Origin of the sequence: Paraglaciecola sp. 2405UD69-4, assembly GCF_047525415.1 — a bacterium.
In the GTDB taxonomy this organism is placed as follows: Bacteria; Pseudomonadota; Gammaproteobacteria; order Enterobacterales; family Alteromonadaceae; genus Paraglaciecola.
In genome coordinates, this window is the sequence record NZ_JBLIXM010000001.1 from 1,093,628 (window position 1) to 1,115,821 (window position 22,194).

Annotated in this window: 16 protein-coding genes and 1 pseudogene; 16 read left to right on the forward strand and 1 reads right to left on the reverse strand. The window is 35.7% G+C overall.

The genetic code is table 11. From position 1 onward, the window contains the following. The first annotated feature begins 44 nt into the window (after positions 1 to 44). The 15 genes from phoR (at position 45) to ACMUMK_RS04950 (ending at position 17,740) form a co-directional block, all read left to right on the forward strand. Positions 45 to 1,367, forward strand: coding sequence for a phosphate regulon sensor histidine kinase PhoR (phoR, locus tag ACMUMK_RS04880; RefSeq protein WP_414699997.1), 1,323 nt, complete (start codon positions 45 to 47; stop codon positions 1,365 to 1,367). A 543-nt stretch (positions 1,368 to 1,910) separates the two neighbouring features. Next, the gene (locus tag ACMUMK_RS04885) at positions 1,911 to 3,005 is read left to right on the forward strand and encodes an outer membrane beta-barrel protein (protein ID WP_414699998.1); all 1,095 of its coding nucleotides are present in this window, start codon (positions 1,911 to 1,913) and stop codon (positions 3,003 to 3,005) included. 29 nt (positions 3,006 to 3,034) lie between these two features. Continuing rightward, positions 3,035 to 3,565, forward strand: a complete 531-nt coding sequence (locus ACMUMK_RS04890; RefSeq protein WP_414699999.1) for a polysaccharide biosynthesis/export family protein — start codon at positions 3,035 to 3,037, stop codon at positions 3,563 to 3,565. A gap of 12 nt (positions 3,566 to 3,577) precedes the next feature. Beyond that, positions 3,578 to 5,788 (forward strand): GumC family protein, encoded by a 2,211-nt coding sequence (locus ACMUMK_RS04895; protein WP_414700000.1) that lies wholly within the window; start codon positions 3,578 to 3,580, stop codon positions 5,786 to 5,788. Positions 5,789 to 6,253: 465 nt separating this feature from the next. Next, on the forward strand, positions 6,254 to 7,330 hold the full coding sequence (locus ACMUMK_RS04900; protein WP_414700001.1) for a polysaccharide pyruvyl transferase family protein: 1,077 nt from the start codon (positions 6,254 to 6,256) through the stop codon (positions 7,328 to 7,330). A gap of 1 nt (position 7,331) precedes the next feature. Further along, positions 7,332 to 8,789 carry an oligosaccharide flippase family protein gene (locus ACMUMK_RS04905; RefSeq protein WP_414700002.1) on the forward strand — a complete coding sequence of 486 codons (1,458 nt, stop codon included), beginning with the start codon at positions 7,332 to 7,334 and terminating at the stop codon, positions 8,787 to 8,789. A 5-nt stretch (positions 8,790 to 8,794) separates the two neighbouring features. Continuing rightward, on the forward strand, positions 8,795 to 9,661 hold the full coding sequence (locus ACMUMK_RS04910) for a glycosyltransferase family 8 protein (protein ID WP_414700003.1): 867 nt from the start codon (positions 8,795 to 8,797) through the stop codon (positions 9,659 to 9,661). A gap of 103 nt (positions 9,662 to 9,764) precedes the next feature. Next, entirely contained in the window at positions 9,765 to 10,820 is a 1,056-nt protein-coding gene (locus ACMUMK_RS04915) for a glycosyltransferase (RefSeq protein ID WP_414700004.1), read from the forward strand. Further along, complete coding sequence (locus ACMUMK_RS04920; RefSeq protein WP_414700005.1) at positions 10,820 to 11,920, forward strand: glycosyltransferase family 4 protein; 1,101 nt, start codon at positions 10,820 to 10,822, stop codon at positions 11,918 to 11,920. The genes ACMUMK_RS04915 and ACMUMK_RS04920 overlap by 1 nt, the downstream gene beginning before the upstream one ends. Further along, positions 11,898 to 12,446, forward strand: coding sequence for a putative colanic acid biosynthesis acetyltransferase (locus ACMUMK_RS04925; RefSeq protein WP_414700006.1), 549 nt, complete (start codon positions 11,898 to 11,900; stop codon positions 12,444 to 12,446). The genes ACMUMK_RS04920 and ACMUMK_RS04925 overlap by 23 nt, the downstream gene beginning before the upstream one ends. 3 nt (positions 12,447 to 12,449) lie before the next feature. Continuing rightward, positions 12,450 to 13,679 (forward strand): WcaI family glycosyltransferase, encoded by a 1,230-nt coding sequence (locus ACMUMK_RS04930; RefSeq protein ID WP_414700007.1) that lies wholly within the window; start codon positions 12,450 to 12,452, stop codon positions 13,677 to 13,679. A gap of 42 nt (positions 13,680 to 13,721) precedes the next feature. Beyond that, positions 13,722 to 14,837: a GDP-mannose 4,6-dehydratase gene (gene gmd / locus ACMUMK_RS04935; protein ID WP_414700008.1), complete on the forward strand. Its 1,116-nt coding sequence runs from the start codon at positions 13,722 to 13,724 to the stop codon at positions 14,835 to 14,837. A gap of 6 nt (positions 14,838 to 14,843) precedes the next feature. Then, entirely contained in the window at positions 14,844 to 15,803 is a 960-nt protein-coding gene (fcl, locus tag ACMUMK_RS04940) for a GDP-L-fucose synthase (protein ID WP_414700009.1), read from the forward strand. A 25-nt stretch (positions 15,804 to 15,828) separates the two neighbouring features. Next, a complete protein-coding gene (locus ACMUMK_RS04945) occupies positions 15,829 to 16,293 on the forward strand; it encodes a GDP-mannose mannosyl hydrolase (RefSeq protein WP_414700010.1) in 465 nt (154 codons plus the stop codon). A 46-nt stretch (positions 16,294 to 16,339) separates the two neighbouring features. Further along, entirely contained in the window at positions 16,340 to 17,740 is a 1,401-nt protein-coding gene (locus ACMUMK_RS04950; RefSeq protein ID WP_414700011.1) for a hypothetical protein, read from the forward strand. A gap of 174 nt (positions 17,741 to 17,914) precedes the next feature. Here the strand turns inward: ACMUMK_RS04950 and ACMUMK_RS04955 are convergent. Further along, positions 17,915 to 18,058 (reverse strand): annotated as a pseudogene (locus tag ACMUMK_RS04955) (IS3 family transposase); the annotation flags it as partial. A 446-nt stretch (positions 18,059 to 18,504) separates the two neighbouring features. Between ACMUMK_RS04955 and ACMUMK_RS04960 the strand changes: the two are divergent. Next, on the forward strand, positions 18,505 to 21,852 hold the full coding sequence (locus tag ACMUMK_RS04960) for an endo-1,3-alpha-glucanase family glycosylhydrolase (RefSeq protein WP_414700012.1): 3,348 nt from the start codon (positions 18,505 to 18,507) through the stop codon (positions 21,850 to 21,852). The last annotated feature ends 342 nt before the right edge of the window (positions 21,853 to 22,194 follow it).

The following is a 22,194-nucleotide window of genomic DNA, read 5'->3' on the forward strand; positions in this document are numbered from 1 at the left end:
TAAAGCTTATTTTGAATTCAGATCCCTAAAGGAATGAGACAATTATGTTTAAGCCACATCCCTGGCTAAGAAGTATTTTAAAATTTCTTATATATATAATAATGATTGTCTCTATTGGGGTTTACTTTGGGCAAGTTTTGCTCATATCTTTAATTGGTACTCTAGTTTTGCTTGGCTGGAGCTATTTTCGTTTATATAGGCTGGATTACTGGTTATGGCATAGTAAAAAAATGTCGCCCCCAACAAGCAGAGGGGTATGGGCACATATTTATGAAGGCATATATAATTCCAACGTAAAAAATAGAAAAAAGCGAAAAACGTTAGGGGAAATAGTACGAAGGTTTCGTCAAGGTTCAGAGGCCTTGCCAGATGCTGCAGTAGTGATAGATAAAAGCGGTAAAATTACCTGGTGTAACAGATTGGCAAGAATAGAGTTAGGCTTAAGATATCCCGATGATATGGGGAAGCAGTTAAACAGCATACTAACTGATCCTAAATTAGAAGCATTCTATGACGCCAAGCGATTTGAATACCCAATTGAAATAACCTCACCTATTAATTCTAATAAAGTTCTTGAATTTAGAGGTGTTCCTTACGAAGAAGAGCATCTGATGCTGCTAGTACGTGATGTGACCCGTCTTACTCAAATTGAGAACATGCGAAAAGATTTTGTGGCGAATGTTTCCCATGAGTTAAAAACACCTCTTACAGTTATAAATGGCTATTTAGAAATGCTTCCTGAAGAAGGGGAAGTGCCCCCTCCTATGATGAAAAAAGCTATTTCTGAAATGCGCTCCCAATCACTTAGAATGCAAAGCTTAATTGAAGAGCTGTTAGTTTTGTCGAGGATTGAAGCCAGTACAGAAAGGGCGTTTGACAAGCTCGTTAATGTGCCCCAAATGTTATGGCAAATTCAGGTAGAAGCAGACGCCCTAAACAGAGAACGTGGGCATAAAATATTTTTTGATATATCACCCATATTATATGTTTATGGTATAGAAACAGAGCTGCGCAGTGCCTTCTCGAACTTGCTTTTCAATGCAATTAATTACACCCCTAATGGTGGAGTAATTGAATTAAAATGGCGGTTAGAGGGCGCTAGAGCCACCTTTAGTGTTAAGGATAATGGAGATGGGATTTCTGCAGAGCATATTGATAGATTAACAGAGCGATTCTATAGAGTAGATAAAGCCAGATCACGTAAAACAGGTGGCTCAGGATTAGGATTATCAATAGTTAAACATGTGCTATCTCACCATAATTCAAAATTGAATATAAGTAGCTCTGTAGGGACAGGCGCGCTGTTTTCATGTCATTTTTCAGAAGAGCTTACCTATCTGTCGGATGAATTAAATGCTCGCAATTGAACCGAATAATCGATTTAATGTAATTTTTAGCTTGAGAGCTTTGTTTTACAAGGGCGACAGTATTGTTCCTGTATAATTAACATTAGCTACTTATGTTATACGGTGTTTATATTATCAGTTTAGGTCTAGCCAATAATTTATACTTCAACAAGTGATAAGTTTAATATTGTGTATAGTTTGGTGCTCAAATTAAGCCATAAAATACTAATTTTATTTTTCTTACTAGTGGTTAAAGTAACTTTAAAATATTGCATTATATTTGGTAAAAGATAATATTTAAATATGTAAACTAAGCTTAGATATCATGGTAAAGTGGACACTTAGAGCGTGAAAATAGTCTGTTTTTGAAAAAGTATTTAAATTTAAGTATTTGTTTATTAAATAATTCACTAAAAAATACATGTGATTTACAAAGTTTTAGGTTTATTAACAAAAAATAAAGTTCTTATTTTTATATACAAGTCTACGGAAATGGTAAAGGGGAAAGGAGTGAGTAAAAAATTTGTTCATCTGTTCGTGTTTTTTATCATATTCGGAAACGAAGTGAATTCGCAAGAGCTTGGGTTTCGACCTGAAGTCTGGGTGAACCTAGTTAGTGATAGCAACGTTTTTCGAACTACCTCGAAAGTTGACGACAATATCTTATTAGTAAATCCTACGTTTAGCTACGCAATCCAGAATGGTAAAAATGTCTTTGAAGGTAGTTATGTAGGAAACTATGCAACTTTCTTCTCTAATAAAGATTTAAATTACGATGAACATAACTTGAGCCTGAGTAGTTTGTTTGATTTTAGCGCTAGGTTTAAAACTGAACTGGATTTAACTTATTTGAATGAAATTGAAGCCCCAGGAACAAATAATGCGCTAGCAACGCAGTTCACTGAATTTAATCAAAGAGAAGATTCAAATTTTGTGGCTAGATTCCTTTATGGTAGTCAACAAAGTTCGGGTCAGTTCGTTTTACAATATACATACAGGGATCTTAACTATAGTAACAATGGTCAAGAGTTCAGAGATTACATTAGTAATATGTTTAAGGGGACTTTTTTTTATCGAGTAGCTCCAAGAACAAGGTTGTTGTTAGAAGGGAGTCTATCTAATTTAAGTTACCAAAATACTCAGGTTATTGACTTATCTAGTATTCAAAGTGTTTATTCATTAGGCGTACAATGGAATAATACAGATTTGATCACGAGCGTGTTTAAAATTGGATATCAAGATGTTGATTTCGATGACAATAATAGAAGCGACCTTTCTGGTCTATCTTATTTTGTAAACCTAACTTGGCAGGCTACACCTAACTCAATAGTTAGGGTTGACGCTCGTCGAGCTGCTCAAGAAAGTGCTGAACAATTTCTTGGAGGATATATTAGTAGTATTTTCACCTTCAATCTAACACATGATATTACTGATAACACGACCATGTCCTTTAGGTATAGTTATACTGATAATGATTTTAAGGATAGTCTATTTCGTAAGGATGAGACTCAAGGGTTAACTACCAGATTGGCTTATAATTCAAAAGATTGGTTGTTGATTTATGCTGAGTATACCGTCAATAAACGGGATTCTAGTATTCAACAATTTAATTTCGATGCAAACATTATAAGTGTTGGCGTTAAGTTGTCGTTTAACTAATTAATTACTGCATTTAGAGGAGAAATTTTATGAAGTTGATCATAAAGTGTTTGTTGGGGGCTATGTGTTGCATTTCGTTTTTAGTGATTTCGCAAGATGCACAAAATTATAGGTTGTCTACTGATGATCAAATTTCCATTAGAGTTTTTAATGAACCAGAACTTACAATTCAAAATGTAAAAATTAGTACGAATGGCACTATAGCCATGCCCCTTTTAGGACAGGTAGATATTCATAATCTGACAGTAAGTCAGGCAGAACTAAAGTTATCAAAATTGCTACTCGATGGTTATTTAAAAAAACCTAATGTAACAATTACTATAACTGAGTACCGTCCATTTTACATAGGTGGTGAAGTCAATAGGCCTGGAAGCTATCCCTATAGAAAGGATTTAACCATTCAAAAGGCAATTACTATTGCAGGTGGGTTTACTAGTAGGGCTTCAGAATCATCTATTTCGATAGTAAATGAAGAAGAAAGCCGAGAGCTTTTACAAGTTCCCTTTACCACTAAAATCATGCCTGGTGATGTGATTACAGTGAATGAAAGTTTTTTTTAGGGATATTCATACATGAAAGAAGTATTGGTTGAGAATGGACAAGAGAAATTAGAAATGTCGGGAAGTGTAAATAGAGTTGATGAAGATGTAATTGATTTGGGAGAATATTGGCGAACCATAATGAGAGCTAAATGGTTGATAGTTATTATCGCCTTATCTTGTGTGTTGGCCGGTGTTCTAAGTATTAAGAAAATGACTCCAATGTACAAGGCGTCAGTGAGAATCTTGGCCGACCCTCAAAAACCTACAACAAATTTAGAGCCGGCAAATTTAACTCCAAACTTAGTGTCACTTTTTTATCAAACTCAGTATGAACTAATTACTTCCCGTAAGATTGCTGAATCTGTGGTAGAAAAATTGGATATGGTAGAACTGTACAGAAATCAACAAAGGTCTACTGATCAAAAAGAAGAAGATAAAACGATTTTTGATTTTTTATTCTCATCTAATAGTGACTCTTCAAAAGATTATTCAGATGAAGACTTAGTTATTTATTTGGCTAAGAGAATACAGCAAAGCCTAGAGGTTAGTGGTGGTAGACAAAGTCAGATTATAAATTTGACTTATCAATCTAAAGATCCTGAAGAAGCAGCGCTAATTGCAAATGCGATATCAGAATCCTATATACAATATGGATTGAGTTCAAGGCAGGGGGAAGTGCAAGACACTGAAAATTGGTTGGTCGAACAATCTAGGGTGTTAAAATCGGCTCTTCAAGAGTCTGAGCAAAAGCTTAGTCAATATCGTATACAAGAAGGACTTGTTGATACAACCCAACAGCAGAATTTGGTAAACAGTCAATTGCAATCACTCAACTCTGAGTTAATCAATGCTCAGACAAGACTAAGTGAAATTGAGGAACAGTATTTTGCGCTTGAAAAAGCTAAGAGTAATCCTGAAGAACTATACTCTTCTGGACCTGTTTTACAAAACGGCTCTGCTAACTCTTTGGTTATTGAGCAAGGTCGTTTATTACAAAGGGTTAACGAACTATTTGAACGCTATGGTGAAAAACACCCTAATATGATTGCTGCGAGATCAGAGTTAAAAAGTGTTACTGAAAATTTAGCGATTGAAGTCAACAAAGTCGTTGAAAATATACAAAAAGAGTATCGCCTCGCGCAGGTACAAGTATCAAATATTCAGAAGCTAATTAAAGGAACGAAAGATGATGTTCAATCAGCTCAAGAAAAGAACTATTCTTTAATTAGTTTAGAGAGAGAGGTTGAGAACAACCGCAGGATTTATGATAACTTCCAAGTCAGCTTATTGGAGTCTAATGTTATTCGAAATTATAGTGCGTCTAATATCCATATTATTGATAAGGCATCAATCCCGAAGTTACCTTTTCAACCTAACCCAAAGCTAATTTTAATGATTTCGCTATCCTTTGGGTTACTGTTAGGTATCGCGTTAGCCTTTTTAAGGGAGGCAATGGATAATACGTTTAAAACTCCTGACGACGTAGAGCAAAAGTTACCATTAACCGTACTCGGTATTACCCCATCTCTTATTAAGAAGGTAGGGGCGCCAGAATTGCAATATATTACTGATTCATTGACTCCTTTTGCTGAGAACATTAACACGATTAGAACTGGTTTAGTGTTCTCAAACACTGATAATCCACCAAAAACTATTCTAGTAACCTCAGCAAATAGTAATGAAGGTAAGTCAACGTTAGCTATTAATTTAGCTACAGCATTTAGTCATTTAGGAAGAACATTACTTCTAGAGGTGGACTTACGGAAACCGAGCATAGCTAAGTCATTTTCTAGCAATAAGAAGTTAGGGCTTACCGATGTATTGTCTGGCTCAAGTATATTTGATGAAGCTAACCATTTAATAAAGAATGAAGGTAATCTAAGTGTGTTAGCAAGTGGTGGAATGGTTCGTAACCCAATTGATTTATTGTCTTCTAACAAGTTTGAAGAAGTCTTACAAGACTTTAAGTTACATTATGACTATATCATTTTAGATGGGCCTCCAACTCTACCTGTCAGTGACTCATGTATTTTGGCCAATAAAGTAGATGGAGTGATTTTTGCTGTTAAATCGCAATACACAAAAGTTAAGGTAGCAAAAGAGGCTGTTTCAAGGCTTAGTAATTTGAATGCGAATTTAATTGGTGCAGTGCTGACAGTAGCTGATTCTAAGAAAATGCGAAATTATGGAGAGCATTTTTATTCTGATGAATATTATGGTGAAAGACCAACTAGAGTATAGAAATTTTAAAAATTAGTTGAAATAGAAGTACTCTTAAATACATATTCAATTGTTTTAAATAGTCTACAGGTAAACTCTATTCTTAATGCCATTGTAAAGACATGGAATGTTCTTTGTCTCTCGTACGTGGAGCTGTGGCTATAAGTTAGGTAATTTAAGAAGTTAATTTAACCCATAATTGAAGTATCTGTAATTAATCCAAGTTGCCTAACTGTCAATGCTTAAAATGATTTGGCTTGGTGCTTAAGACTTCTAATATAAGGGCGCGTTCAGAGTCTGAATATATATTTAAAACTAATTCCATTAATAACTTTTCTTAGTTCATTGATGAAAATATCTTATTGGGATAGCTACTTTCTACATGATGATATGGTTGAAAGTAGATTGTGATAATTGTTGAATGTTAATTTTTTTTGATTAACTAAAAGTGCAAGAAGTGTTCAAGGAATTAAGAGGATAAAAAAGTTGAAAATTAGAGCTGCAGTCATAACTTACCATGATATAAATAATTACGGAGCGCAACTCCAAGCTGCTTCGCTCCAAAGGTTTATTGAAGCACAAGGTATCAATGTTCATTTGCTAGATTATAGACCATTAAGAAGTAGAATAAGAATCGCGATGGTCTATATACGTCTGTTAGCTAGGCTAGATTTTAAATCTTTTAAAAGAGAATTAACAAAACGGCAGATGTTTACTTCATCCATTAGCAGATTAGCAAATGTTGACAATTTCAAAGTGTACACACAACAGGCAGTGTCAAAAATATGTGCTTCCAAATATGATTATTTGGTCTGTGGTAGTGATGAATTATGGAATTTTGATAATTACTTAGGGTATCAAACACCATATATTTTGGATTTCCCTGTAACCGAGTCAACAAAAAAAATTAGCTATGCTGCCTCAATGGGGTACTGTAAACCAGATGGTTTATTGAAAAAAAGTATGGTGGATGCCATCTCTAAATTTAGTACTGTAATGGTGCGAGACCCATACACGAAGCAATTTGTTGATAGTCAGAGTAATAAAACGGCAGAGCGTGTAGTTGACCCTACTTTTTTATGGGATTTTAAAGATATTAAACCCCAAATTAGTAAAAAATATATTTTATTGACTGGAGGTGCTGCACTACAAGCTAATGTAATTAGTCATGCAAAGAAATTAGCTGAGCTGGAAAATTTAGATATTGTTACGATTGGAGCTACACCACAAGGTTTAGAGCATACTGTTGTTGTCCCAACCCCTGAGGAGTGGATCGGGTACATAAAATATGCAAATTATCATATTACTTCATTATTTCACGGTTCAATTTTTTCTATGAAACATAGGACTCAATTTGCCGTAGTTGTTCCGAGTGATAAGACTCAAAAAATAACTTCTTTATTATCATTGTTTAAACAAACTAATAGAGCTCTAGACGTTGAGTTTAGTGAGGATGAGTTAATTCGTGCTTTAAATGTTAGTTTCGATGAAGATTTTGAAAAAGCGGCCGTTGACGCTATAACAAAATCTAAGACTGCTTTGAAAATGGCTTTAGGCAAGTAAAATGCTAGACGCCAACTTTAAGAAGAAGACCGCCATTGGTTTGGCTCTAGCAGCATTTGTTGTGGTTTTTTCTAAAATGATGTCTTTATCTAGTCAATGGATTTTAGGCTTTCTTCTTGAACCAAATGATTTTGGAGTATATGGATTGATTTTAGGCGGTATGGCTTTTGCTGGAGCTTTTCAGTCTCCAGGTTTAGGTCGATTACATACACAATTTCAATCAACTAAAGGTAAATATTGGAATATATCCATTAAATTGAGTTTAATTTTTAGTTTAATTGGTGCATTTGTTTTAGTATTTATTTCCAACACTATGTATAAGTCAACACAAGACTTGATAATAATGTCATTTATTATTGCATGTAGTTTTCCTCTTGTTGGTTTTTACTCCTTATATAGTGCACGCTTAGAAGTAGCTAAAAATTATAAAGCGATTGCAACTTATCAACTTATTTCTTCGTTGGTTTTTAATTGTTCTGTAGTTCTGACGGCTTTCTTAGGGTTTGGTGCGTTTAGTTTTGCGTTGGCTACTTTGGGGGCTGCTATTGCAACCGCTTCTTATGTTTTAGTAAAAAGAAATAAGCAGTATGTAAACATTGAAACTACTGAACTCAATGTTGATAAGCCTAGCTATTATAGTAAAGTAAAGTGGTCGTTGATTGGTGCTTTTTTATTAGGGTTTTCCCTTAGGAGTGATTACTTTGTAGTTGGTTTGACTTTAGACGCTTATTCTCTTGGTATTTATTATTTTGGTTTTATGCTAGCAGCAAATATTGGGGTTGTCTTATCTCAAGCTATGACGTCAGTCTTAATGCCTGCATTTTCATCTTTAACAAAGAAAGGCGGAAGTGAAACATATTACGTTAATGGTTGTCGGAAGATTCTACTACTAGCAATTATTATATGCTTTGTTGCTATGCTGTGTATATCTCCTTTTGTATCTTGGGTTTGGGAGGGAAAGTGGGACGAAGCTATACCAATTTGTCAATTATTTTTAATCACTCTACCGTTAAAGTTATTAGTACCAGTTTCTCTTTCTTATCTTGAGAGTCTTGGAAAATGGAAACTCAAAGCTTACACTCTCGCGTTTGATGGAATAACAGTGTGTATAGCTTGTTATTTGGGGGCTTTTTGGGGTTTACAGGGGGCTGCTATTGCTGTCGCAATACAACGCGGAACTGCTGGTTTGGCGTCTTTGGTTTTAGCGCATTTCCTAGCTATCAAAAAAGTTGGTAATAGTGCTTCTTTAAGTTTATTGAAAGATATTTTGATTTTTTGTGTGGTAGTGATAATCGGGTGCTGGTTGGTTAACTCAAAAGTAAGCTTTTTGGTTCAATATTCATTTACAAGTAAACTTATTATTTTATTTGTATCGTATTTAACTTTTAGTTTTGTTGTAAATAGACATATATATAAGTCACTTTACAGAACAGCTTTAAGTTTGTTATTTAAAAGGTAAAGTAAATGGAAAAGGAATTACATGTTTGTGCATGTGCTGACCAGATGTTTATTAAGTTTGTGCCAGCTCTTTTTGAGTCCGCGGCCAGGTTTCATAAGTCTGGGGTAGTATTTCATTTAATAACCGACGAGTTACTTGATAAAAAAGTTAAAAAACATATAGAAAGTTTAATATATGAAAACAATTTTGAAATTCACGTTATTGATAGCTCGGAGTTTTCTAAGTATAAAGAGTGTGCTCATTTTTCAAAGGCAATGTATTATAGATATAAAATTCCAGACCTTTTGCAGGGTATAGACTGGGCTCTTTACTTGGATTGCGACATGCTAGTTAGAAAGGAAATTACACATATTTTTGACTATGCTAACGATGAATTTGCATTAGCAGCATGTTTAAATCCATTTTTCACTAGAAAAAATTCATTAGAGCTAACTGGTTCGGAATATTTTAATTCGGGACTAATGCTGATTAATTGTAATTATTGGCGGTCCAATAATATTCTATCTAAATTGGTCTTAATTCTTAGTGAAAAGACAGATGTTTTAGAGATGCCAGATCAAGATGCCTTAAATATTCTATTTGATGATAAGTGGCTAAAAATACCTGCTAAGTTTAATGCTCAAACATCAATGTTTCTTCAGCCTAGTAAGGCTATTCGAGAGAATGTGGAATATAAAATCGCTTTAGAGGATCCAGTGATCGTCCATTTCTCATCACCAAATAAGTCTTGGCATTTAAGTTGCTCAAGTCGCTATAGAAAAGAATATCTTAAACTTGAATCATCTATCACAATAAGTAGGAGGAATTTGTTTTTGGATTTACTTTCGAGGTTTTCATCGGAAATACGTTTTTTTTTAAGTAGGCTTCGATAGGGCTAAAAGTAAAAGCGTAATTGGTTTATCTGATACTTATGTTTGACACTATCAGCTTTAAAATAACACGCTAACATTAATTATATAATTCGAGTGAAGTAAGATGGTTAAGGAAGTTTTAATAGTTCAAAGGATACTTCCATCATACAGGGTGCCTGTGTTCGGTGGAATATCAAACTTAACAGATAGTAATGTCACGATTTTTGCTGAAGGAGCAAGTGCGGATTATGGTGACAATGAATATCAAGGTGTTAAGTTTAATTTTGTTAAAGCTAAGTGGAAAACGTACTTATCAACGTTCGTTTTTGATAAAAATATTCTCAAGTATTTCAAGAGTAATGACATTGTTTTTCATGTGGCAGATTTCAAATTTTTGTCTTTATGGCTAATATTGTTTCTTAATATATTTTCAAATAAAGAAATCTTTCTTCATGGTCAAGGTGGCTATAAGAGAAGTGGGGTTTTAGTTAGATTAATATATAGTTTGGGTGTTTACCTGTCTGATGGGTATATCTGCTATACGAACTACTCAAAAATTGAGTTATTAAAAAAAATACCACGCTCACAACACTATAAAGTTAGTGTTTGTGAAAACACTCTTGTAATTGACCCTGTTAGTGAAGTGCTAGCAAATGCTACTGAACCGTCGATTTTCTATATCGGTAGATTGAGACAAGGTTGCGATATTGGTATCTTATTAGATGCAGCTATATCTGCAGGGGTGCACGTAAAAGTTATCGGTCTTGGTGACGTGGATTATATGGAAGAGCTTAAGCGTAAGTATTCAGATGTAGCAACGTTCTACGGGCCTGTGTTTGATGAAATGAAGCAGAGAGATATTGCTAAAAGTTGTATTGCTGGTGCTTATGGAGGTGACGCAGGCCTAAGTGTAGTCCATTATATGGCTCTAGGGTTACCTGTAATTGTTCATAGTGATATCGGTCATCATATGGGGCCAGAGCCAAGCTATGTGCAGGATGGTATAAATGGATTGCTATTTGAACGTAAGAGTGTTGAATCGCTGACTAGAAAAATATTGTTACTTGTGAATGATGATAAGTATCGATATAAGCTAGCCCTTGAGGCATTGGCTACTTTTAATAACTTATCTAGGCCATCAATGTCTGAAAAATTTTGCAAAATCATGAGGTTGACTTAATGATTTTTTTGATGGATTTGCCTTCACCTGTTCATGGAATGTCAAATGTAAATAAGGCAATTAATGACTTTTCTAGTGACAATGGCCTGAAACATACAACAATTAATACTGTGCCTTCGTATGCTGTTAAATATTACCCAGGTAGTTTCTGGACGATAGTTAAATTGATTCACACGATTTACTGCCTAATAAAATTAGTTGTTAGTTTTTTGAGTGATGAATCAAAATCTCTCTACCGTCCAATTAATGGGGGAAGTGGACAGGTATTTGATTTGATCTATTTTTGCATTGCTCGGATTTTTACCAAGAAGATATACATACATCACCACTCATTTGCCTATCTTAATAAATATAGCCGTTTATTTAATGCTTTAAATAAATTGTCTGGCAAACACTCTATTCATATAGTGCTAGGTGAAAAGATGAAAGAGTTGCTTGTAGATTTGTACAATATCGATGCAAAGCGAATTGTTGTATTGTCAAACTTGGCATTTTTTGAAACCCATGATATTGATATTAATAAGCCGAAGTCAAACCTAACCTTAGGGCATCTAGCTAATTTGTGTAAGGAAAAAGGTGTTGATGTTTTTATCGGCGTTTGCCAAAAATTACACGATTTAAACGTCCCCTTTAATGCTAAAATTGCAGGTCCTTTCGTAGATGAGGAAACTCAAAAATTCGTGTCTGAGGCATTAAAGTTGATACCAGAACTAGAGTACTTAGGGCCTCTATATGGTGATGATAAAGAAAGCTTTTATAGGGAGCTGGATTGTTTTATTTTTCCTTCAAAATATGTAAATGAAGCCGAGCCGCTAGTTCTTTATGAAGCGGCAGTTTATGGTACTTACCTAATTGGCTCGCGGAGAGGCTGTATGGAGAGTGTTATAAAAAATTTATACGGTTTTTCTGTGCCTGAAAGTGAGCAGATGGAGGTTAGAATAGCCGATAAAATTTGTGAGGAAATCAATTTAGGTGGTTTTGATATTAAAAGTAGTGAAATGAGAAAAACCGCATTGCATCAAGAATCTCAAAGATTTAAAGCCCGTTTAACGACTTTAATAGATGATATGAAAAGACATGAAAAATTACCAGAATCTTAAACAGTTTTCACTTCCAACTGGTTTTCGGGGGAGAGGGGCGTTTGTTGTGCAATTATGGTGGATTGTTCAAGGAACATTATTTGCCTGTTCACCGCAGTTTGCCTACGGATGGCGGCGCTTTTTATTGAGATGTTTTGGCGCAAAAATTGGGTGTAATGTAATCATTCGTCCTTCAGTTAAAGTGACTTATCCTTGGAAATTAGTTATTGAAGATAACTCTTGGATTGGTGATTATGTTGAGCTCTACACTTTAGGAGAGATTACTATAGGGGAGAATGCTGTAGTATCACAAAAATCATATTTGTGTACTGGCAGCCATGATTACAAATCAGAGCTTTTTGATATATTCGCGCTACCAATTGTTGTGGAGGCACAGGCTTGGGTAGCAAGTGATGTGTTTATTGGGCCAGGGGTAACTATTGGTAAGGGGGCAGTTATAGCAGCCAGAAGTTCGGTATATAAAGATATGCAAGCGGGAATGATTTGCAAAGGAAATCCAGCTAAGCCAATAAAACAGCGAATTTAAAAAATGAAATTAATGTTAGTGAGCTTAAATTACTCCCCAGAATTAACCGGGATCGGTAAGTATAATGGTGAAATGTGTCCCGAGTTGGTGTCAAAGAACATAGAGGTGTCAGCAATTGTCGCTCCTCCTTATTATCCTGAGTGGAAAGTACATAGTGGTCATTCAGCTTGGAGTTATAAAACTGAATGTATTGACGGAGTGTTGGTTACGCGTTGCCCAATATACATCCCTAGTAACCTTTCGACGATTAAACGTATTTTCCATTTAGCTTCCTTTGCCCTAACTTCAACGCTGGCATTATTGAGTAAGGTATTTACTAGACCTGATGTAATAGTGCTTGTACAACCAACGTTATTTTGTGCACCTTTTGTTTTGCTGTTTTCAAAGTTAGTTGGTGCAAAGACAGTCATGCATGTTCAAGATTATGAGATAGATGCAATGTTTGGTTTAGGGATGGTTGGAGAAGGAAGGGTTACAACTTTAGTAAAAAAATTAGAATGTTGGTTGACTAAAAGATTTGATGCAATTTCAACTATTTCCTACAGTATGATTGATAAAGCTAAGGCAAAAGGCGGAAATCAAGACAGTATAATTTATTTTCCTAACTGGTCTGATGTTAATTTTGTTACACCAGAAACGGACGGTAGAACTTTAAAGAGTGAGTGGGGATTCAAAGAGTCAGATAAAATTATTTTATACGCTGGTAATATAGGTAAAAAGCAAGGCTTAGAAATTGTTTTAGAGGCTGCCGCTCAATTTACAACTAAATCAGGCATCTATTTTGTGATCGTTGGTTCTGGAGGGCATGTTGATGTTTTAAAAGAATTGGCTACTCAAATGAAATTGTCTAACTTATATTTTAAACCTTTATTGCCTTGGGTGAGAGTTCCAGAAATGCTCGCTATGGCAGATATCCACTTGGTTATCCAGAAAAAAGGTGTTGCTGATGCTGTTTTGCCTTCTAAATTGACTAATATTTTGTCAGCTGGTGGGCATGCGATTGTAACTGCTGAATCGGAAACTGAACTTGGCTGCTTACCTAAGCGTTTTCCTGGTATATTTAATTGTATCGAACCGGAGTCAGTAAATTTACTCATAAAAACCTTAGAGCAACTATTAACTAACAACGGCGGGGAGCATAATAAGGTCGCTAGACAATTTGCAGAAGAATATTTAGATAAAAATAAGATCATAGATAACTTTATCGCAGACCTTGGAAAGGTACTTGCATAAATTTGTAGGCTTTCAAATTAAATCGTTTATTAGGAAAAACAAATGAAAAAAGCGTTAATCACTGGAGTGACAGGACAAGATGGCTCGTATTTAGCTGAATTTTTACTTGAGAAAGGCTATGAAGTACACGGAATTAAACGTAGAGCTTCTTTGTTTAACACTGATCGGGTAGACCATATATATGAAGATCCCCACATTGAAAACGCAAGTTTTAAGTTACATTATGGAGATCTGACTGATTCATCTAACTTAATCAGAATTATGAAAGAAGTTGAGCCAGATGAAGTTTATAATTTAGGTGCACAGTCTCACGTTGCTGTCTCTTTTGAAGCTCCAGAATATACGGCTGATGTTGATGCTATCGGAACGTTAAGAATCTTAGAGGCGATTCGCTTTTTAGGGCTCGAAAAGAAAACAAAATTTTATCAAGCATCTACTTCAGAATTATATGGTGAAGTTCAAGAGATTCCTCAGTCTGAAACTACTCCATTTCACCCTCGCTCACCGTATGCAGTTGCTAAAATGTATGCTTATTGGATTGCAGTCAATTATCGTGAGTCTTATGGCATATATGCTTGTAATGGGATTTTATTTAATCATGAGTCTCCGCGTCGAGGTGAAACTTTTGTTACTCGAAAGATTACTAGGGCAATTGCAAATATCGCCCAAGGTCTTGAGAGCTGCTTGTATTTAGGCAATATGGATGCGCTTCGTGATTGGGGACATGCGAAAGATTATGTTCGAATGCAATGGATGATGCTACAGCAAGATAGTCCTGAAGATTTTGTTATTGCGACAGGAAAACAGATATCTGTAAGAGAATTTGTAAAAATGTCTGCAGAAAATGTTGGCATAACACTTGAGTTTTCTGGTGAAGGTGTAGATGAAATTGCGAAGGTTGTTTCTATTTCGGGGGATAATGCACCAGGAGTTACCGTTGGTGATGTTATCGTTAAGGTTGATCCTAGATACTTCCGTCCAGCAGAAGTGGAGACTTTATTAGGCGACCCTTCTAAAGCAAAAGCTAAATTAGGTTGGATTCCAGAAATTTCAGTTGAAGAGATGTGTGAAGAAATGGTTCTAAATGACTTAGATAAAGCCAAGCAAACTGCGTTGCTTAAATCTCATGGACATAAAGTTTCTGTAGCTAAGGAATAGAATTATATGAAGCAGGTTTTTGTAGCGGGCCATAATGGCATGGTAGGCACAGCTATCGTTCGACAATTGCAAAAGCAAGGTGGTTGCAAAGTTGTCACACGTAGCCGGAGAGAGCTTGATTTATTAAATCAACAGGCTGTACTAGAGTTTTTTAAAGATAATAAGATCGAGCAAGTATATTTGGCGGCGGCAAAGGTAGGAGGTATTGTAGCTAACAATACCTACCCTGCTGATTTCATTTATGAAAATTTAATGATTCAATGTAATGTTATTCATGCTGCCTTTAAGGCAGGTGTTAAAGAGTTGCTTTTTCTTGGCTCAAGTTGCATTTATCCAAAACTTGCTGAACAGCCAATGAAAGAGACTGCACTTTTAACGGGTACACTTGAGCCCACTAATGAACCTTATGCTATTGCCAAAATTGCTGGTATAAAACTTTGCGAGTCATATAATCGACAATTTGGTGTAGATTATAGGAGCGTCATGCCAACTAATCTATATGGTCCTCATGATAATTTTCATCCCGAAAATTCTCATGTAATACCAGCGTTATTGAGAAGATTCCATGAAGCTAAGCTAAAAAATGATTCTAAAGTTGTTGCTTGGGGAAGCGGCAAACCAATGCGAGAGTTCCTGTATGTAGATGACATGGCTGCTGCTTCTATCCATGTTATGAATTTAGATAGGGAAACCTATGGTGCCAACACGGAACCTATGCTTAGTCATATTAATGTTGGTACTGGACTTGATTGCACAATTAGAAACTTAGTAGAAACTATTGCTAAAGTCACAGGTTATAGAGGAGATATTGAGTTTGATGATACTAAACCAGATGGCGCTCCAAGGAAGCTCATGAATGTTGATCGTTTAACTTCATTGGGGTGGACCTATACTTATACTTTAGAAGACGGTTTAAAAGAAGCTTATAAGTGGTTTCTCGAAAACCAAGACACCTTTAGAAAATAGTATTTTTATTGAAAGGGGAGTTTTAATGTTTTTGAGTCAGAAAACCTTTTCAACTGTAATTGAAAATGCCCCTTTGGTATCATTGGATTTAGTCGTTGAGAATGAGGCAGAGCAAGTTTTATTGGGGCAAAGGTTAAATAAACCAGCCAAAGGTAGTTGGTTTGTGCCAGGAGGTAGGGTACTCAAGAATGAAAGCTTAAGTTCAGCATTTAAGAGACTTACCTTTGTTGAGCTTGGTGAAGCGTTTGATATCCAGAATGCGGATTTACTTGGCGCTTATGACCACTTCTATAGTGATAATGTTTTTGGAAGCAACTTTTCCACTCATTATGTAGCTATTGGTTACAAATTTCGTGTAAATAAAATACTGACTAAGTTACCTCAAGGAGTTCAACATGGAGGTTATCGGTGGTGTGATATAGATTCACTTTTACAAGATGAGAGTGTCCATAGTTATACTAAAAACTATGTATCTAATTTAAACGGATGATCATGTTTGAAACTTATTTTTTATGTTCGTCAAAATGGAATAGAAATTGAAAATTCAAGTTACAATAGAAAAGTTCAATATTTTGTATTTGATATCTTTTTTAATAGTTGTGCTAATACCATTAAATATTTTAGTTAAGTTAGAAGATTTCATTTTACCTGCTTGGTTATCCCTTTTTTTATTTACATACTTATTAGGTTTATTGTTTTGGCTTAGAGCAAAGGACTTCTTATATGCTTCCTTACTTGTTTTCTTTTACGTTTTTTTACTCCTCGCGCCTTTAATACAAATCAGTAATGGTTCATTTCCTTGGGGGACTCCCTGGGCAGGCCCTTACAGTACCATTTACATAGTTGAAGCATGGTGGATGACGTTTTTATCATTGTTGTTTTTTGAAGTAGGATACGTGCTTTTTCGAAAATTTCAGAATAAAGAGAGTGGAAACGTTATTGAGCCATTGTTATCAAATAGAGGAAAAATCATTCTAGTTGGGGTGGCAGTGGTATGTACAATTGTAGGCCTTGCTGTTTTTGGGGGGGCACAATTATTCCTACCTAGAAATGCCGTGGTGGAAGGTGCTACATTTACAAATACTAGTATAGGGCCAATCATAAGTGCTATTTTTAGAGTTCCTGCTGTTATTATATTTTTACTATTTCTTTATGATCTTATTTCTCAAATAAAGTACAAGGACCATCCCAAAAATATTAAGTTCAGTTTATGGTTGTTGGTATTTATATTTTTAATTATAGCTATTATAAATAACCCTATATCAACACCTAGGTTTTGGGTGGGAGCTATTTTTCTTAGTTCCGTGCTTCTTTATTTATTAGCTTGTAACAAATTAAAAGCAGCCTCTTGGTTTATGTTGAACGTTGCTATTTTAGTTGCGGTATTTCCAATTATGGATGTGTATAGAAAAAGCTTAGACAGTAGCTTTATTGAAGCTGTTAGCAATATAAATCCTGAGGGAGAATTGGCAGACAGTCCTGATTTTGATGCGTTTCAGCAACAGGTTAATTCAATTGTTGTTAGAGATATCAGTGATTTTTCTATGGGTAATCAAACATTATCGTCATTATTTTTTTTCGTACCTAGAGCTGTCTGGAGTAACAAATCTCTAGCTTCAGGTGTTGTAATCGCTGAATTAATGGAATACGACTTTAAAAATCTATCAGCTCCGCTATTTACTGAATTTTATTTGGATGGTTGGTTTTTTGGAGTGTGTATGGGAATGTTTCTTTTAGGTGCACTCTACAGGAAGGTGCAGACTATGCATATTTACCGAAAAACTCCATTACCTGCTATTTTTTATTGTTTCTTTTGTGCTTATCAAGTCTATTTTTTAAGAGGCAGTTTGATGGCTGTTGTGGGCTTTCTGTTTGTAGCTATTTTGCTTTTTAGTGCAATTAATATATTTAAAAGGCTGTTTTATAAACCTATATAATTTGGTTAATGTAAACATCGCTTAATCAATGTGAACTGAATAGTTTTGCCAGGTAGGATATTTTCACTAAAACCTATCTAAATTAGTAAAGAGAAAGGCATGAATTGACCAGACTTTACTAGACAGAATTTCGTTTAAATTCCTCTAGCTTTTCGTAAGCCAATGGAGGTATGTTATTCGCTCTTGTTTCAGTAACTGGAAGAAGCGCTCTGCTACAGCATTATCGTGGCCGTTTCTTTGGTGGCCCATACTGGCCTTAAGATTATGTTAATTTAAAAAGTCACTCCATTCATAAATTGTGAATTGACCTACCTGATCTTGTAATCCCCCCATTTTAAGTAGCAGCCTCTCAATGACACTTGCCGCTGCATAGCCGTGCTCGGTAACTTGTCTTACGGCTTACATTTTAAACTCTTCTGTAAATCGCTGAGACCTCTTTTCTACTTAGTACACATAATTATATAAAGTAAATAAGTGTCTAGAAATGTCTGGCCGATTCATGAAAAGACAGTAAGAAAGTATGTGCAGAACCAACTAGTGGAGCTTGATCGCAAAGAACAACATGCCAAACAGTTGGGGTTGTTTTAAGCTTGCTCGCTTGCGACCGATTCTTTTATCTTTACTAGTAACAGTAATTGTCTATACACAGCTTCAACATACTAGGGTATTTACTTATATATTTAACCAGCTCGTATTCCCGTATTTAATGACCTTAATTAAGTTTCTCACTTCGAAGGACTTTCGAAGATAAAAGGTTGACGGCAATGAAATTATTAGATTTTTATCAGGTACACAATACGAAACTCTGTAAGCCTTTAGTTAAGCTTGTGAGTCTTATTTTAACAACAATTGTGTTTAGTGCTTGTGGTGGGGGGGCAGACTCTTTAGCCGAAGACAGTGGGGTTGCTGAGCCAGTAGTTATTGTTGAATCAGAATCAAAAATCGAAGAGGTTGAAAATATACAATCAGAAGAGCTTACTGTCAGCGATGATACTTTAAGCCAAGAGTTAGAATCACCGACAACTCAGGTCCCAGTTATAGTTGCAACACCTGAAGTGCCAAAAACAGAAGCAACGATTGAAGAACGTGATTCTACTGATGTAATTGGTTCTGTTAATAATAGCACAGAAGGTTCTTCTGACAATGATGTGGTCGAAGACGCTGAGAATGCTGTAGTCGAAGACGCTGAGAATGCTGTAGTCGAAGACGCTGAGAATGCTGTAGTCGAAGACGCTGAGAGTGGTGTAGTTGAAGACGCTGAGAGTGATGTAGTTGAAGACGCTGAGAATGCTGTAGTTGAAGACGCTGAGAATGCTGAAGTTGAAGACGCTGAGAGTGATGTAGTTGAAGATGCTGAGAGTGGTGTAGTTGAAGATGCTGAGAATGCTGAAGTTGAAGACGCTGACAGTGATGTAGTTGAAGATGCTGAGAGTGGTGTAGTTGAAGATGCTGAGAGTGATGTAGTTGAAGACGCTGAGAGTGATGTAGTTGAAGACGCTGAGAGTGATGTAGTTGAAGACGCTGAGAATGATGTAGTTGAAGACGCTGAGAATGATGTAGTTGAAGACGCTGAGAATGATGTAGTTGAAGACGCTGAGAGTGGTGTAGTTGAAGACGCTGAGAATGATGTAGTTGAAGACGCTGAGAGTGGTGTAGTTGAAAACGCTGAGAATGATGTAGTTGAAGACGCTGAGAATGATGTAGTTGAAGACGCTGAGAATGATGTAGTTGAAGACGCTGAGAATGATGTAGTTGAAGACGCTGAGAGTGATGTAGTTGAAGACGCTGAGAATGATGTAGTTGAAGACGCTGAGAATGATGTAGTTGAAGACGCTGAGCAGACAGAAGGCTTTCCGTTAATAATATCTTCTACTCCTCAACATGATAGTTTAGACAACAGCAATGGGCGGGAGTTAATGTTTACCTTTGATAGAGATGTATCAAGCTATACATTTACAGTGAAAATTGAAAGTAACTTAGGAGAAGTGATTTCTAACAAGGTTTCTACTTCAGGTACAAGTCTATTCGTTAATACTGATACTTTTTTACAATTTGATACAACTTATAATGTGACTTTTATTGTTGATTCTATTGCCACTACTCAAGAGATAACTTTTACAACAAAAAGTGCCGATTTTAAAGGTTTTACTCCTATACAAAGCACTACAAATGCAGGTAATGAAAAGTTAGTATTTGCACATTACTTCACGCCATATGTACCAATGATAAATAACCGCCTTCCAGGCGAAGATTACTATGATCTTCATTACTTAAACCCATATGGTGAGAGTAGTAAGTTTTTAGAAAAAGGTGGGTTATTAAGAGAAAGACCTATTGCTCGGGCTCCGTTTACAGACGACCTAGATTGGAAAGTAGCAGACGCCACTCATGAAGTAAGACAAGCAGCGGCGATAGGTATTGATGGGTTTTCAATGAATATTCTTGCTACATCGGGTTTTCATTGGGATCGAATTGAGAGAATTTATAATGCTGCTGAGGAGTTAGGTGACTTTAAGCTGCTAATTATGCCAGATATGAGCGCAAGGTTTTCAAATTACCCTGAAGAATTTGTTCCAATGATACAGCTACTTGCAGAAAGAAGCGCTTCATATAGGTTGGATGACGGACGTTTAGTTATATCACCATATTTAGCGGAGAAGCAATCACCAACGTGGTGGAAAGAGGTCTTGGATGAATTGAAAGGTCTAGGTATTCAAGTTGCTCTTGTTCCCTTATACCAAGGCTGGTCTAGTGATCTGGCTACTTTTAAAGAAGAAGAACCAGAAGCATATGAAGAGTATGTATACGGCGTGTCTGACTGGGGAAGTAGGTCGCCAACGTCAGCTTATGGCCTAGAAGCAGTTGCAGACAAAGCTCACGAAGAGAGTAAAATTTGGATGGCTCCTGTTTCCCCACAAGATCACCGCCCAAAATCATTAATTTATACAGAAGCAGGTAATAGTGAAACATATAGGACCATGTGGGAAAGTGCTATAAATGGAAACTCAGATTGGGTACAGATAATTACTTGGAATGACTATTCAGAAACTACCGAAATAAAACCTTCAACACAATCAGGGTATGCATTCTATGATTTAACTGCATTCTATATCGAATGGTTTAAAACAGAAGAAATACCAGATGTAAATCAAGATGCCATGTATGCTTTTTATAGAGAGCATAGTACCGAAGCTCTTTTATCAGGTGAGGTTCAAACCAGAACACTTACATCTGTCAATGGTGAAACCCCAAGAAATGAAATTGAGTTATTAGCATTTTTAAAGGAACAAGCCACATTAGAAATAACAATAGCTGGTGAGGTTTATCAACAATCATTTAATGCTGGCATGGCCAGCTACAAAGTTCCACTTAGTGAAGGAACTCCAGAGTTTAAAATTATCCGTAATGACATTGTTGTCAAGCATATGTTCGGAGAATTTGAAATCAATAACAATATTGACATTCAGGACTTATCCTATAGAGGTAGTAGTAGTTTGCGACCGGCACTGGAGTCAAACAGTCTACATTTAAGCTGGCCAACTAAAATTATTCCAGAGAGTAGTAGTCAAATAAAGAATGCTGAGTCTACATCACCATATGTTCGCAATGGGAATGCTGCAGCATCGATGTTTACATTTGACAATCAATATACTGATGATGGCTTTACCTATGAGTTTATCGAGATTAACGATGGCTCTCAAACTACAATTAGTTTTGATATAAACCTAGAGGATACTTGCATAAAAACATCCAACTTGACTATGAATCTGACAGATAGTGAAAATATACCAGGTATTGTATTGCAACTATGCAACGGTACTTACGATACATCCGAACTTGTGAACATCGGAAATAATGAAGAAGTACTATTTGGCACTCAGTTACTAGCAAATACCTGGTATAAAATAGATATAACGACTAATTATATTGGAAATAATTACAGTTCATATAATTTAGTTCTAACAATGCCTGATGGTTCAACTAGTACTCATTATGATCTGCCACTCCAAAATAGCTTAGAGACATTACGAGCAATTGAGTTCAAGTTAGAAAATGTAGTAACCCCTACTTTTAATATATTAGTTGACAATGTTAGCGTGAGTAAACTCTGATAAAGTTTCTGTTAGAGTTTAGCCTTTTAAGTTAACAGCTAAGAAAAATTTAGCTCAAATCTAAACTGACAGTTACCGATTGAAAAACGGGTAACTGTCAGATCAAGCCAAAATTAGTAAATCTAAGCTTGTTACCATTAAGCGACTTTGTCGTATCTTAACCAAGCGTTACAGTTATCTAACTGTAATACCTAAAGACTCCGCTGCCTTATGCAATAAGTAGCCATGCTCGGTTACTAAAGTAATAGTTTCTTGTTTCAATTTATAAGAATATTTTTTAACTCAAAACATCTTTTATCTTACTTTGATTACTAACTAATAAATGTCGACGTATATAGGAGG

Bases quoted from the DNA above. Each gene is read 5' to 3' on its own strand.
- phoR (WP_414699997.1), top strand. From the start codon at position 45: ATGTTTAAGCCACATCCCTGGCTAAGAAGTATTTTAAAATTTCTTATA.
- ACMUMK_RS04890 (WP_414699999.1), top strand. From the start codon at position 3,035: ATGAAGTTGATCATAAAGTGTTTGTTGGGGGCTATGTGTTGCATTTCG.
- ACMUMK_RS04895 (WP_414700000.1), top strand. From the start codon at position 3,578: ATGAAAGAAGTATTGGTTGAGAATGGACAAGAGAAATTAGAAATGTCG.
- ACMUMK_RS04905 (WP_414700002.1), top strand. From the start codon at position 7,332: ATGCTAGACGCCAACTTTAAGAAGAAGACCGCCATTGGTTTGGCTCTA.
- ACMUMK_RS04910 (WP_414700003.1), top strand. From the start codon at position 8,795: ATGGAAAAGGAATTACATGTTTGTGCATGTGCTGACCAGATGTTTATT.
- ACMUMK_RS04915 (WP_414700004.1), top strand. From the start codon at position 9,765: ATGGTTAAGGAAGTTTTAATAGTTCAAAGGATACTTCCATCATACAGG.
- ACMUMK_RS04920 (WP_414700005.1), top strand. From the start codon at position 10,820: ATGATTTTTTTGATGGATTTGCCTTCACCTGTTCATGGAATGTCAAAT.
- ACMUMK_RS04925 (WP_414700006.1), top strand. From the start codon at position 11,898: ATGAAAAATTACCAGAATCTTAAACAGTTTTCACTTCCAACTGGTTTT.
- ACMUMK_RS04930 (WP_414700007.1), top strand. From the start codon at position 12,450: ATGAAATTAATGTTAGTGAGCTTAAATTACTCCCCAGAATTAACCGGG.
- gmd (WP_414700008.1), top strand. From the start codon at position 13,722: ATGAAAAAAGCGTTAATCACTGGAGTGACAGGACAAGATGGCTCGTAT.
- fcl (WP_414700009.1), top strand. From the start codon at position 14,844: ATGAAGCAGGTTTTTGTAGCGGGCCATAATGGCATGGTAGGCACAGCT.
- ACMUMK_RS04945 (WP_414700010.1), top strand. From the start codon at position 15,829: ATGTTTTTGAGTCAGAAAACCTTTTCAACTGTAATTGAAAATGCCCCT.
- ACMUMK_RS04960 (WP_414700012.1), top strand. From the start codon at position 18,505: ATGAAATTATTAGATTTTTATCAGGTACACAATACGAAACTCTGTAAG.